We start from the raw sequence: 12982 nt of genomic DNA on the forward strand, positions 1-12982 counted from the left end.
TGCGCGCCTTGCCAGGGGCTCGCCGACAGGGCTTTCCGCTCAGGAGTCGGTCTCCCTGGAGAACGACGCAGACGTCTCGCGGACCATCGCCACGACCGTGTCCACGGTGCGTCCGGAAGCACGCTTGAGGGTCCGGAGCACGATGCGGCGCGAGCCCAGGCCAGGGATGTCGAAGATGTCGATGCCCTCGGTGGTCAGTCGCTCGAGCGCGAGCGAAGGCGCGAGGGTGACGCCGACGCCGGCCCGCACCAGCGCCAGGCCGTAGTCGAAGCTGTAGTAGGTGTGGGCGGCGGAGCTCTCGCCGCCGAGGACCGCCTGGACGCGCCCGATGGCCTGGGCGTTCGCGGCCTTGGGGTCGACCCCTAACCAGGGTAGGGACATCCGCCCGAAGTCGATCACCTCGGTCGAGAGCAGCGCGCCGGACGGGACCACGAGCTTCCACGGGTCGTCGAGGAGCGGGGTGTCGAGAGTGCCGCGAGGAGCGCTGAACGCGTCGGCGTCGGCGTCGAGCTCGACGACGATCGCGTCGAGCTGGCCCGCGCGCAGGCTCCGCATCAGGTCGTCCTCCTCGGCCTCGAAGGTCTCGATCCGCAGCCCCGGGTGGCGCTCGCGCCAGCTCGGGAGGGCCGGCGCCAGGATCGAGGCCAGGAAGGACTGGAAGCCGCCGACCCGGACGGTGCCGGACACGCCTTCCTCGTCCTGCAGCAGTCGGGTGCGTGCCACGGCGAGGGCGCGTTCGACGTCCTCGGCGGCCTCGGCGAGCGCCAGCCCTGCCGGCGTCAGCACGCTCCCGGTCGGCGTGCGGGTGATCAGCGACCGGCCCACCTCGTCCTCGAGTCGCGCGATCTGCTGGGAGACCGCCGAGGCCGTGACGCGCAGCTCGTCGGCTGCCGCGAGGACGCCGCCGTACCGCGCGACGGCAAGGAGGAACCGCAATCGGCGGGGGTCCACGTCCATTCAGCAATGCTAAACCCAGAGTGTATGAGAGTGCGATTGTGCTAATCGCAGAGACAACCCAGGATTGGTCACATGCTTGCAGCGGCCCTGGGGTGGATCGGCACGATTGGAACGATCGGTGCCTATCTGATGCTGACCCGCGGCCACTGGCACGCGGCGTCGCTCCGCTACAGCGCGATGAACGTCATCGGCGGCCTGCTGTGCGCCGCCGGTAGCGCTGCGTACGGCGCGTGGCCCAGCGTCACGGCGAACCTGGTCTGGGCAGGCGCTGCTCTGCACTCGGCCTGGCCGGTCCTGCGCGCGCGCCGCGAGTCCTCGATCCGCCTGCGCGACGACGCGGGACCGAACAGGACGCTCATCAGCGCGTAGCGTCGTTCGGCAGCACGGCCTCGAGCAGGCGCGGTCAGCTGGTCGCGGGGAACGGGGTCCCGGTGTTCGCGTGGCAGCGGTAGCGGTAGGAGCAGCCGAGGGACGTCCGACGAGGTCTGGGGCACGCGGATCCGGGTATCGGCAACCGGTCGCGTTGGGGCGGAGGGATCATGCGGGTAGCCACCACCTTCGGCCGCCGTGCAGCTGCGCACCGCTCTCCGGCAGGGTCCGGTGAGGACCCAGGAGCAGCCCTGAGGACCAGAACCGTCGCATGACCACGCAGTCGACGGGACCTGGCGTCGGGTTCAGGCCGGTGGCCCTGTTGACCGCGGCTCACATCGGACCCGGTCTTGCGGTGACCACCGTGGTCGGCGTGCTCTCCGCGGCTCACGACCTGTCAGCAGCGACGGCGGTCTTCCTCACCGCGGGCGCGTTCGCCGGACAGCTCACGGTCGGCTGGGGCAACGACCTGCTGGATGCTGGGCGGGACCGGCTGGTGGGTCGTACCGACAAGCCAGTAGCGACCGGCGAGCTGTCGCCGGCCCTGGTAGCAGCCTGCCTGGTCGTGGCCGGCGCTGCCTGCGTGGCCCTCTCGCTGGCCGCCGGCTGGCGCAGTGGTCTGGTGCACCTGTTGCTCGGTGTGGCAGCGGGCCACGCCTACAACCTCGGCCTGAAGGCCACTGTCTTCTCCTGGCTTCCGTACGCGGTCGCGTTCGGGTCGCTCCCGGCCGCCGTCACGCTGGCCGGCTCCACTCCGGACGCTCCGCCCTGGTGGATGGTGAGCGCCGCAGCCGGACTGGGTGTCGCAGCACACCTGCTGAACACATTGCCCGACTTCGCCGCCGATGCCGCCACGGGCATCCAGGGACTGCCCCACCGACTCGGTGCGAGGGTCACCCGTGTGCTGGCGACGTTCCTGCTGGTCGCCGCCTCCGCGGTCGCGGTCATCGGCGCGCCCGGCCGCCCCTCGGCGGGGACGTGGGCAGCCCTCGGCGTGGTTCTCGTGCTGGCGGCCGTCACGCTCGCAGGTCGAGGGAAGGCTCCCTTCCACGCAGCGATCGCGATCGCCCTGCTCGACGTCGCACTCCTGGCAGCCGTGTCCGGCTAGGACGTTCCCGGGAAGGGGATCCCGGTGTTCGCGTGGCAGCGGTAGCCGTAGGGGTTCTTGTGGAGGTACTGCTGGTGGTGTGCCTCGGCGTAGTAGTACTCGCCGGCGGGGGCGATCTCGGTGGTGATCTCGCCGTACCCGCGGCGGGCGATCTCGTCGCCGTAGATCTTCGTCAGCTCGCGGGCGGTCTGCTCCTGCTCGGGTGAGTGGTAGTAGATCGCGGAGCGGTACTGGGTGCCGACGTCGTTGCCCTGGCGCATGCCCTGGGTCGGGTCGTGCACCTCGAAGAACTTCTTGACGAGGTCGGCGTAGGAGACCCGGTCGGGGTCGAAGACGATGCGGACGGCCTCGGTGTGGCCGGTGCGGCCGCTGCAGACCTCTTCGTACGACGGGTTCGGGGTGACGCCGCCGGAGTAGCCGACCGAGGTCGACCAGACCCCCGGGAGCTGCCAGTAGATCTCCTCCGCGCCCCAGAAGCAGCCCAGGCCGAACTCGGCGACCTCGAGGCCGTCGGGGACGTCGTCGGTGACGATCGGCGCGTCGAGCACGGCATGCTTCTCGGGCAGCGTGAACCCGGGCTGCGGGCGGCCGGGCAACGCCTCGGCAGGGTCGACCATCTCGGTCTTGCGGCGGGAGGTGAACATGCCTTCATTCTCCCCCGGCGCGCAAGCGGTACGCCCCTCTCAGGGACTTCTTAACCCGGCGTCGGTACGGCGATCAACCCGCCCCGTGCAGGGCGCACCAGGCGTCGCGTCGCTCACTGCTCTGGACCTGGAACAGTTGCCGGATCCCGAGCGCCTGGAGCGCGGCGTACGTCTCCACCTGCTTCTGCGCCAGCGACCGCTGGACCGGGCCCTTGGCCAGCGCGAGCAGCTCCGCGTGCCGCCACACCATCTCGCGCCAGCCGCGCATGATGACGCCGGCCGCGGTCTCCTCGAGGGTGCCGAAGTTGACGTCGTCGAACGTCGGGTCGAACCGCGCGGCTTCTTCAGCGAAGACCGGCGCGTAGAGGCTGTCGAGGCGCTGGTTGTAGGCGTTGTGGTCGGGCTTGTGGCTGGTGCCGTCGGGGTCGGTCAGGCCGACCTTGGCGAGCACGTAGGGGAAGTCGCGGTTGATGTGGGCGTTCATCGCGAGCATGAAGTTGCCGAGCCCGCTGACGGCGCGGTCGTCCTCGGCCTGCAGCGCGATCCGCCAGGCGGCCGGGATGTTCGCCCGGCGGCCGGCCTCCCAGTCGCTGGTGGTGTCGAAGTAGAGGTCCGCGAAGACGGTGTCGACCCGGTTGAGCCACTTCGCGTCGTCGAAGTAGCCGGAGCGGACGGCGTCGCGCACGTTCTCGGTCACCCGCAGGTAGGCGAGTGAGAAGACGGCGCTGTGCGAGCAGGTGCTGACCAGCCGGTCCAGCCGCGCCTCCATCCGCTCGATCACCTCGTCGATGCACTCGTCACCGCCCGAGCGGCACAGGTCGCCGGCGTACTCCGCCCCGGGCACCGGCAGCGGCGGCAGCAGCCCGATCAGCGAATCGAGCGGGGGGAGCACCAGGCCGCGGAGCGGGTCCGGGTCGTCGGGGTAGCTCGGGTTGCCGAGGTCCTCCGCCGAGGCCGGGGAGAGCGGCACGGCGGCCAGCACCAGGGCGAGGAGGAACCCGAGGACAGCACGCAGCAAGGACGTCACATCAGGGTCCAACGAGAACGGGTTCCAACGGCTACGACGCGGGGTCCTGCCCGGGGTTGTCCGCCTCTCCCGCGGGTTGTCCGCCTCTGCAACGGCTGACAACCCGCGGGATACCCGGTCGGCCGGGTATTCCGCGCCAAGCCGCCGGACTAGGCTCGCCGGATGAGCCAGGAGCACTCAGCCAAAGGCGGCTTCGAGACCCGCGCCATCCATGCGGGGTACGAGCCGGACCCGACGACCGGAGCGGTGATCCCGCCCATCTACGCCACGTCGACCTACAAGCAGGACGGGGTCGGCGGGCTGCGCGGCGGGTACGAGTACAGCCGCAGCGCCAACCCGACCCGCACCGCCCTCGAGGGGGCGCTGGCGGCGCTGGAGGAGGGGGAGCGCGGGTTCGCGTTCTCCTCCGGGCTCGCCGCCGAGGACACGCTGCTGAGAGCGATCTGCCGGCCCGGTGACCACGCGGTCATCCCGGACGACGCCTACGGCGGCACCTTCCGCCTCTTCGACAAGGTCGCGGTGCCGTGGGGGCTGAACCACAGCCCGGCGCCGGTCGACGACGTCGACGCGGTCCGCGCCGCGATCCGCCCCGGTGAGACCAAGGTCGTGTGGGTCGAGACCCCGACCAACCCGCTGCTCTCGATCGGCGACATCGAGGCGCTCGCCGGCGTCGCCCACGACGCGGGCGCGCTGCTGGTCGTCGACAACACGTTCGCCTCCCCCTACCTCCAGCAGCCGTTGCGTCTCGGCGCCGACGTCGTGGTGCACAGCACGACCAAGTACGTCGGCGGCCACTCGGACGTCGTCGGCGGAGCGCTCGTCGTGCGCGACCACGAGGTCGCCGAGCAGGTCGCCTTCCACCAGAACGCGATGGGCGCGGTGCCCGGGCCGTTCGACAGCTTCCTCACCCACCGCGGCATCAAGACGCTGGCGGTCCGGATGGACCGGCACTGCGACAACGCCGAGCGGATCGCGGACTTCCTCGCCAGCCACCCGAAGGTCGGCGACGTGATCTACCCCGGGCTGGAGACGCACCCCGGGCACGAGGTCGCCCAGCGGCAGATGAAGCGCTTCGGCGGCATGGTGTCTTTCCGCTGCACCGAGGGAGAGGAGGCCGCACTGCAGGTGTGCGACCGGACCGAGGTGTTCACGCTCGGGGAGTCGCTCGGCGGAGTGGAGTCGCTCATCGAGCACCCCGGCCGGATGACGCACGCGAGCGTCGCCGGCACCGACCTCGAGGTGCCCGCGGACCTGGTGCGACTCAGCGTCGGCATCGAGACCGCCGACGACCTGGTCGCCGACCTGGAGCAGGCGCTTGGCTGACCGGTCCGGGGCCGACGTCGTCCTCTGCGTCGACATCGGCTCGACCTACACGAAGGCCCTCCTGGTCGACCTCACCACCGCGACCGTGGTCGCCGGCGCACAACGGCCGACCCTCGCCACGGGCGACGTGATGGACGCCGTCGACGGCTGCCGGGCCGACCTGGCCGCCACCGATCCGCGGGCTGCGGATGCCGCGGTGCTGGCCTGCTCGAGCGCGGGCGGTGGGCTGCGGATCGCGGTGGTCGGGTTCGAAGCGCTGGTGACGGCCGAGGCCGGCCGCCGGGTCGCCCTGTCCAGCGGCGGCAAGGTGGTCGGGGTGGTCGCGACGGCGGGTCGGGTGCCTGAGGACGCCATGTCCGACGTCGCGGGGCACACGACTCGCGCGGGCGTGGACCTGGTGCTCCTGACCGGCGGGACCGACGGCGGAAACCGGGACGCGCTGGTCGGGGGAGCGCGGGTCGTGGCGGGGTCCGGGTTCACCGGACCGGTCGTGGTCGCCGGCAACGCCGACGCCCGCGACGAGGTCGCGGCGGTCCTGGCCGGGGTGCCGCACGTGTTCGCCGACAACGCGGTGCCGCGGATCGGGGTGCTCGCACCGGAGAGCGCGCGGGCGGCGGTGCGCGACCAGTTCCTGCAGCACGTGATCGCCGGAAAAGGGCTGACCGCGCGCGGCGACGAGCTGGCCCGGCTGGTGCACGGGCCGACGCCCGACGTGGTGCTGGCCGGGGTGGAGATGCTCGCCTACGGCATCGACGACGCGCGCCCGGGCATCGGCGACGTCACCGTCGTCGACGTCGGGGGGGCCACGACCGACGTCTACTCCGTCGTCACCCTCGACGCCGAGCGCTCCGACGACGGCTTGGCGCACGAGGTGGTCGCACCGACCGCGGCGACGCGCACGGTCGAGGCCGACCTCGGGATGCGGGAGTCGGCGGGACTACCGCCGTCCTTCGTGCCCGGGACCGACGAGGAGTACGCCGCCGACGAGGAGATCGCCCGCACCGCAGCCGCGACCGCCGTACGACGCCACGCGGGCCGCTCCCGCGTCGTCCTCTCCCCCGAGGGGCGGGTGGTCGAGCGCAGCGGCGTCGACCTTCGCGAGGTCGCGCTGGTCATCGGCAGTGGCGGGGTGCTCCGCCACGGACGCCCGGGGGTGGCCGAGCGGGTGCTCGGCGGCATCGTGACGGCTGACGACCCGGAGGGCTGGCAGCTGCCGGAGCGGGCCCGGATCGTCGTGGACGAGCAGTACCTCCTGATGGCGGTCGGGCTGCTCGCCCGGGATCATCCCGACGTGGCCTACCGGCTGGCGATGTCGCTGGCCGGGAGCAGGTCCTAGGGTGGGCGCGTGACTGAGGAAGACCCGGTCGGGGAGCCGGAGGGAACGCCGGCCGAGGCGTCGACGGAGACGCCCGCCGAAGAGCCGGCAGCGCCGTCCGCCGGGCCACCGGAGGGGCCGCAGGACGAGCACCGTCGACACCGCTTCCCACGGCGGCGTCGAGGGAGCGAGGAAGAGCTCGACTCCGAGGTCGAGACGGTGCTGCAGCGGTTCGCCCACCAGTGGGCGCTCGTGCGGGAGGAGCGGCGGGGCGGCCCGGCGCCGATCCTGACCGGTCCGTCACGGACCGGGCGGGCCGAGGTCCCGTGGGGGCTCGACCTCGCCGCGGCCTGGGCCTGGCGGTTCCTGGTCATCGCGGCCGCCGGCTACCTGACGCTGTGGCTGGTCGGCTACTTCTCCGTCATCACCATCCCGATCGCGGTGGCGCTGCTCATCAGCGCGCTGTCGTGGCCGCTGGTGCACCTGCTCACCCGGCTCCACATCCGCAAGAGCCTCGCCGCCCTGCTCGTCGTGCTCGGTGGGCTCGCAGCGGTCGGGGCGCTGCTCACGTTCGCCGGACAGCAGGTCGCGACCGGGGCCTCGGACCTGGCGGACTCCACGGTGCAGGGGCTCGAGGAGATCCGCGAGTGGCTCCGCGACGGGCCTGTGAACGCCAGCGACTCCCAGATCAACGACTGGATCGGCAACGCCCAGGACATGATCACCGAGCGGTCCCAGGACGGGGAGATCGTCGGCCGGGTGACCGAGGTGGGCTCGGCCGTCGGCCACGTGGTGGCGGGGTTCTTCATCACCCTCTTCGCGACCTACTTCTTCCTCGCCGACGGCGACCGGATCTGGTCGTGGGTCGTGCGGCTCGCCCCGCGCGCCGCCCGCGAGCGGGTCGACAGCTCGGGCAAGGTCGCCTGGATCTCGCTGGTCCAGTTCGTGCGCGCCACCGTGATCGTCGCCGCCGTCGACGCGGTCGGCGTGATGATCGGCGCCGCGATCCTGAACGTGCCGTTCGTGCTCGCCATCGGAGTGCTGGTCTTCCTCGGCGCCTTCGTGCCGCTGATCGGTGCGACGATCGCCGGCACCGTCGCGGTGCTGGTCGCGCTCGTCGACCAGGGCCCGGTCGAGGCGCTGATCATGCTCGCCGTGATCATCGGCGTGCAGCAGCTCGAGGGCCACGTCCTGCAGCCGTTCCTGCTCGGCCGCTGGGTGGCGCTGCACCCGCTCGGCGTGATCCTCGCGATCGCGGGCGGGGTGCTGGTCGCGGGCGTGGTGGGCGCGTTGGTCGCCGTACCCCTCGCCGCCGCCGCCAACGCCGTGGTCCTGCACCTCGCCGAGCTGGCCCAGATGCCGGTCGAGGAGGCCGCCGAGGAGCTGGAGGACGAAGTGATCGTGCCACCGGAGGAGACGAGCCATGCCTGACCAGCCCGAGCAGCCCGATCAGCCCGAGCAGGAGCTCGCCACCGTCACCCTCGAGGACATCCAGGCCGCCCGGCCGCTGGTCGAGGAGGTGGCGCTGCGGACGCCGATGGTGGAGTCGCGCTGGCTCACGACCGTCGCCGGCTACCCGGTGCACCTCAAGTGCGAGAACCTCCAGCGCACCGGGTCGTTCAAGGTCCGCGGCTCGGCCGTGCGGATCGCCCGGCTTTCGGAGGCGGAGCGCGCCGGTGGCGTCGTCGCCGCGTCCGCCGGCAACCACGCGCAAGGGGTTGCGCTCGCGGCCCAGCAGCACGGCATCCCGGCCACCGTCTTCATGCCGGAGGGCGCGCCGATCCCCAAGGAGCGGGCGACCCGCGGCTACGGCGCCGAGGTGCGGTTCCGCAAGGGGACGCTGGAGGACTGCCTCGCCGCGGCGACGGAGTTCGCCGAGGAGACCGGCGCCGTCCTCATCCACCCGTTCGACAACTGCGACATCGTCTCCGGGCAGGGCACCCTCGGCCTCGAGGTCGTCGAGCAGGTGCCGGACGCGGCGACGGTCATGGTGCCGACCGGCGGCGGCGGACTGCTCGGCGGGGTCGCCATCGCGGTGAAGTCGCTGCGCCCGGACGTCCGTCTGGTCGGGGTGCAGGCCGCCGGCGCGGCCGCGTTCCCGCCGTCGCTCGCCGAGGGCCGCCCGCTGCGGCTGCCGCAGATGGCGACGATGGCCGACGGCATCGCGGTGGGCCGGCCGGGCGAGCTGACGTTCCGCCTGGTCAAGGAGTACGTCGACGACCTCATCACCGTCTCCGAGGAGGACCTGTCCCGCGCGCTGCTCGCGCTGGCCGAGCGGGAGAAGCTGGTGGTCGAACCGGCGGGTGCGGCCGCCGCCGCCGCGCTGGCGGTGGAGCCGGATCGCTTCACCGGTCCGGTCGTCGTGGTGCTCTCCGGCGGCAACATCGACCCGCTGCTGCTCGGCAAGGTGATCCGGCACGGCATGGCCGCCGCCCGGCGCTACCTCAACCTGCAGGTCACGCTGCCCGACGTTCCCGGCGGGCTCATGCGGATGCTCGCCGAGGTCGCGGCCGCCGGCGCCAACGTCATGGAGGTCGCCCACGAACGGATCTCACCGAGCCTGCTGCTCGACGAGGTCGACGTGCACCTCCAGCTCGAGACGCGCGGCGAGCCGCACGCCGAGGCGGTCATCGACCGCCTCCGCGAGCACGGCTACAAGGTCGTGGACCGGGGCTGACCGCCCCGATCGCTCAGCCGGTGTAGGGCTTCGCGTCGAGGATGACGACCGTCTGCGGCTTGCCGTTGGCCTCGTAGGTCACGGTCTCGCCCTTCTTGCGGCCGTTGATGGCCTCGCCGAGCGGCGACTGCGGGGTGTAGACGGTCAGACCCTCGGGCTCGACCTCGCGCGCGCCGAGCAGCAGGAAGGTGATCGCCTCGTCGTCGGCATCGCCCTCGAACTTGAAGGTCACGACCATGCCGGGCTCGACGACGCCGTCGTCCGGGGGCGTCTCGCCGACCTCGGCCTTGCGGAGCATGTCCTCGAGCTGGCGGATGCGCGCCTCGATGCGGCCCTGCTCGTCCTTGGCGGCGTGGTAGCCACCGTTCTCCTTGAGGTCACCCTCGTCGCGCGCCGCACTGATCCGGGCGACGATCTCCTGGCGCTGGGGGCCCTTGAGGTCCTCCAGCTCCGCCACGAGCTTGTCGTAGGCGTCCTGGGTCAGCCAGATCGTCTGGTCGGTCTGCGTCATCGGGTACTCCTGGATAGGCGAATCTTGGTCGAGCGAGGAAAGGCGGATCTTGTCGAGCGTGGTCCGGTCCGTCTCGCCCGTCTCTCTGCGGGCCCGTGCGACGGGAGGCGCTGCCACGTGGGCGGCGCCGAATCGGCTCCGGACAGAAGGATTAGTCTAACAAGTCCGGTGGCCGCCGCCCATTCGTCAGTCGGACGTCAGCGGGGCCGCGGCTGGTCCTCGGCGGTGCAGCCGATGTTCTCCACGGCGGTCGCACGGCGCTCGGTGGCGATCTCGACCTCGTGGTCGGACCCCTCGTCGGCGCCGGGCTGGAACGTGGCCTGCCCCACGACCGCCTTGTCGTGCGCCAGCGCCCGGACGGTGCACTGCGCCTCGACCGGGTCCTCGCCCCACTGCACGCGGATCACGGCGGTCGCGGTGTGGTCGTCGACGATCTCCGACGAGATGAGCTCCGAGGAGACCGGCGGGTCGGACTGCACGACCGTGACCCACGCCAACCAGCCGGCCAGCGCGCCGACCACGAGCACCACGAACCCCAGCAGCACGTAGCGGCGCCAGCGCAGCGGAGCGCCGTACCGTTGTGGCAGGGAATGGCTGTGCACGGTCACCGGTTCATGCTCGCATGGCCGGAACTCCTACGATCGGGCGCATGCCCACCGGATCTCGACAGGCTCGATCACCGGAGAGAGCCGGTCTCCGTCTCATGCACGTGCACGCGCACCCCGACGACGAGTCGAGCAAGGGTGCGGCGTCGACGGCACGGTACGTCGCGGAGGGCGTCGACGTGCACGTCGTGACCTGCACCGGCGGCGAGCGCGGCTCGATCCTCAACCCCAAGATGGACCGGCCCGGGATCCTCGAGAACATCCACGAGATCCGACGTCAGGAGATGGAGCGGGCCCGCGACATCCTCGGCGTCACCCAGGACTGGCTCGGCTTCGTCGACTCGGGCTGGCCGGAGGGGGACCCGAAGCCGCCGCTGCCGGAGGGCTGCTTCGCGCTGGTGCCGGTGGAGGAGGCGGCGGCGCCACTGATCCGGCTGGTGCGGAGCTTCAAGCCCCAGGTGATGACGACGTACGACGAGAACGGCGGCTACCCGCACCCCGACCACATCATGTGCCACCTGGTGTCGGTGTTCGCGTTCGAGAAGGCGGCCGAGCCCGACTACGCGCCCGAGCTGGGCGAGCCGTGGCAGGTCAGCAAGCTCTACTACCACCACGGCTGGAACTACCCCAAGATGCTCGCGCTGCACGAGGCTATGGAGGAGCACGGGCTCGAGTCGCCGTACGCCGAGCGGCTGAAGGAGTGGAAGCGCGACCCCGAGTGGGACAAGCGGGTGACGACCCGGGTGCCGTGCGGCGACTACTTCGGCGTGCGCGACCAGGCGCTGCTCGCGCACGCGACCCAGATCGACCCGGACGGCTTCTGGTTCGCCATCCCGCGCGAGCTCCAGCAGAAGGTGTGGCCCACCGAGGACTACGAGCTGGTGACCAGCCACGTGGAGACCGAGCTGCCCGAGGACGACCTGTTCGCGGGTGTCAGCCCCTGAGTGGGACAATGGATGCATGCATGCAGCTCTGATCGGGGTCATTACCGCCGCGCCGGACGATGAGGACGTGGTGGCCGGCCCGATGGGCTTCATCATCTTCGTCGCGCTCGTCATCGCGGTGGCGCTCCTCGGCTGGAGCCTGACCAGGCAGCTCAAGAAGGCCCACCGCGCCGCCGACGCGGGCGTCTACGGCGACCCGGTGGCCCCCGCTTCCGACGACCCGGCCGAGCGGGAAGCGCCGAAGGGCGAGTAGCCGGCGGTGATCGGCGTCGACCAGCTGCTCGGCTTCGGGCTCGCTGCGCTGGTGCTGATCGTCATCCCGGGCCCGAGCGTCGTCTTCGTCGTCGGCCGCGCCGTCTCCTACGGCCAGCGGGTCGCGCTCGCCAGCGTCGCCGGCAACACGCTGGGGCTGTTCCTCGTGATGACCCTGGTGGCGGCGGGCCTCGGCGCCGTCGTCGCGGAGTCCGTGGTCGTCTTCACCGTGATCAAGCTGCTCGGCGCGGCCTACCTGGTCTGGCTCGGCGTGCAGGCGCTGCGGCACCGGCACGAGCTGCGGGTCGACGGCCGGGAGCCGCACTCGCCGCTGAGCCGGGCCGCCGCCGTACGCCAGGGCTTCGTGGTCGGCGCCAGCAACCCCAAGGGGTTCCTCATCTTCGCGGCGCTGCTGCCACCGTTCGTGGACCCGGACCGGGGTGCGGTGCCGGTCCAGATGTTCGTGCTCGGCTCGCTCGCGGTCGCGCTCGGGCTGGTGTGCGACTCGGTCTGGGCGCTCGCGGCCGGGCGGGCGCGGGACTGGTTCGCCGGGTCACCGCGGCGGGGCAGCGCCCTCGGCGCGCTCGGCGGCACCTCGATGATCGGGCTCGGCATCGGGATGGCCCTGACCGGTCACGAGAGCAGGTAGCCACCCACCAGCGCGACCAGCTCGTCGAGCAGCTGGTCGCGGGTGATGGCCGGCTGGTCGAGCACCCAGCGGACCGCGAGGTTCTCGATCGCGAGCACGCTCACCCAGGCTGACACGGTCGGCGTCGGCCGGCGGCTGTGCTCGGGCCGGGCGAGGAGGTACGTCGACACGAGCTCGCTCACCCGGCGTTCGAGCGCCTCGCGGCGCGGACGGCTGCGCACCTGCGGCAGCTCCTCGGCGACGACCCGGAGCAGGGCGGGGTCGGCCTCGAGCGCGGAGAGCAGGGCGTCGACGACGTCGCGGACCACCTGCGGCCCGCCGGCCATCCGGTCCGCGAGCGCCGCCGCCACCCGCTCGGACGTCTCCTCGGTGTAGCGGTCGACGACCACGTCGAGGATCGCGAGCTTGTCGGGGAAGTACTGGTAGAGCGAGCCCGGGCTGACGCCAGCGGCCGCCGCGACCCGGTTGGTGGAGAAGGCGTCGTAGCCGTCGGTGACGAGCACCTCGCGGCCCGCCGCGACGATCCGCTCGACCATCTCCCGGGACCGGGCCTGCCTCGGCGACTTCCGCATGATGCGAATTGTATGCGAGTGATCGCTCG

15 protein-coding genes are annotated in these 12982 nt (G+C 72.0%); 9 read left to right on the forward strand and 6 right to left on the reverse strand.

Annotation, left to right across the window (positions count from 1 at the left end):
• Window positions 1-39 precede the first annotated feature (39 nt).
• On the reverse strand, window positions 40-957 hold the full coding sequence (locus DJ010_RS14490) for a LysR family transcriptional regulator (RefSeq protein ID WP_109694963.1): 918 nt from the start codon (window positions 955-957) through the stop codon (window positions 40-42).
• Between the two features lie 72 nt (window positions 958-1029).
• Between DJ010_RS14490 and DJ010_RS14495 the strand changes: the two genes are divergently transcribed.
• Window positions 1030-1326, forward strand: a complete 297-nt coding sequence (locus DJ010_RS14495; protein ID WP_109694965.1) for a CBU_0592 family membrane protein — start codon at window positions 1030-1032, stop codon at window positions 1324-1326.
• A 271-nt stretch (window positions 1327-1597) separates the two neighbouring features.
• Window positions 1598-2434 (forward strand): UbiA family prenyltransferase, encoded by an 837-nt coding sequence (locus DJ010_RS14500; protein WP_109694966.1) that lies wholly within the window; start codon window positions 1598-1600, stop codon window positions 2432-2434.
• On the opposite strand, the gene msrA is transcribed toward DJ010_RS14500, so the two are convergent.
• Both msrA and DJ010_RS14510 read right to left on the reverse strand, forming a co-directional pair.
• Window positions 2431-3078, reverse strand: coding sequence for a peptide-methionine (S)-S-oxide reductase MsrA (msrA, locus tag DJ010_RS14505; RefSeq protein WP_109694968.1), 648 nt, complete (start codon window positions 3076-3078; stop codon window positions 2431-2433). The genes DJ010_RS14500 and msrA overlap by 4 nt on opposite strands.
• Window positions 3079-3151: 73 nt before the next feature.
• Entirely contained in the window at window positions 3152-4096 is a 945-nt protein-coding gene (locus DJ010_RS14510) for a DUF5995 family protein (protein ID WP_211318799.1), read from the reverse strand.
• A gap of 171 nt (window positions 4097-4267) precedes the next feature.
• Here DJ010_RS14510 and DJ010_RS14515 point away from each other — a divergent pair, with 171 nt between their 5' ends.
• The 4 genes from DJ010_RS14515 to ilvA are packed head-to-tail and all read left to right on the forward strand — an operon-like array spanning window position 4268 to window position 9420.
• Window positions 4268-5428: a cystathionine gamma-synthase gene (locus DJ010_RS14515; RefSeq protein ID WP_109694972.1), complete on the forward strand. Its 1161-nt coding sequence runs from the start codon at window positions 4268-4270 to the stop codon at window positions 5426-5428.
• On the forward strand, window positions 5421-6764 hold the full coding sequence (locus tag DJ010_RS14520; protein ID WP_109694974.1) for a glutamate mutase L: 1344 nt from the start codon (window positions 5421-5423) through the stop codon (window positions 6762-6764). The genes DJ010_RS14515 and DJ010_RS14520 overlap by 8 nt, the downstream gene beginning before the upstream one ends.
• Before the next feature lie 9 nt (window positions 6765-6773).
• Window positions 6774-8174: an AI-2E family transporter gene (locus DJ010_RS14525; protein ID WP_245927569.1), complete on the forward strand. Its 1401-nt coding sequence runs from the start codon at window positions 6774-6776 to the stop codon at window positions 8172-8174.
• On the forward strand, window positions 8167-9420 hold the full coding sequence (gene ilvA, locus DJ010_RS14530; RefSeq protein WP_109694977.1) for a threonine ammonia-lyase: 1254 nt from the start codon (window positions 8167-8169) through the stop codon (window positions 9418-9420). Before DJ010_RS14525 ends, ilvA begins: the two co-directional genes overlap by 8 nt.
• A 13-nt stretch (window positions 9421-9433) precedes the next feature.
• Here ilvA and greA read toward each other — a convergent pair whose 3' ends face one another.
• Window positions 9434-9931, reverse strand: a complete 498-nt coding sequence (gene greA, locus DJ010_RS14535; RefSeq protein ID WP_109694979.1) for a transcription elongation factor GreA — start codon at window positions 9929-9931, stop codon at window positions 9434-9436.
• A 197-nt stretch (window positions 9932-10128) separates the two neighbouring features.
• Window positions 10129-10539: a DUF4307 domain-containing protein gene (locus DJ010_RS14540; RefSeq protein ID WP_109694980.1), complete on the reverse strand. Its 411-nt coding sequence runs from the start codon at window positions 10537-10539 to the stop codon at window positions 10129-10131.
• Window positions 10540-10634: 95 nt separating this feature from the next.
• Here DJ010_RS14540 and mca point away from each other — a divergent pair, with 95 nt between their 5' ends.
• The 3 genes from mca to DJ010_RS14555 are packed head-to-tail and all read left to right on the forward strand — an operon-like array spanning window position 10635 to window position 12381.
• Window positions 10635-11480, forward strand: coding sequence for a mycothiol conjugate amidase Mca (mca, locus tag DJ010_RS14545; protein ID WP_245927571.1), 846 nt, complete (start codon window positions 10635-10637; stop codon window positions 11478-11480).
• Between the two features lie 16 nt (window positions 11481-11496).
• A complete protein-coding gene (locus DJ010_RS14550) occupies window positions 11497-11733 on the forward strand; it encodes a hypothetical protein (RefSeq protein WP_146207360.1) in 237 nt (78 codons plus the stop codon).
• Window positions 11734-11739: 6 nt separating this feature from the next.
• On the forward strand, window positions 11740-12381 hold the full coding sequence (locus tag DJ010_RS14555) for a LysE family translocator (protein WP_109694986.1): 642 nt from the start codon (window positions 11740-11742) through the stop codon (window positions 12379-12381).
• On the opposite strand, the gene DJ010_RS14560 is transcribed toward DJ010_RS14555, so the two are convergent.
• Window positions 12366-12953: a TetR/AcrR family transcriptional regulator gene (locus DJ010_RS14560; RefSeq protein ID WP_211318800.1), complete on the reverse strand. Its 588-nt coding sequence runs from the start codon at window positions 12951-12953 to the stop codon at window positions 12366-12368. The two genes, DJ010_RS14555 and DJ010_RS14560, sit on opposite strands and share 16 nt — an antisense overlap.
• Window positions 12954-12982: the final 29 nt, after the last annotated feature.

Origin of the sequence: Nocardioides silvaticus, from assembly GCF_003160695.1 — a bacterium.
GTDB classification, from domain to species: domain Bacteria; phylum Actinomycetota; class Actinomycetes; order Propionibacteriales; family Nocardioidaceae; genus Nocardioides; species Nocardioides silvaticus.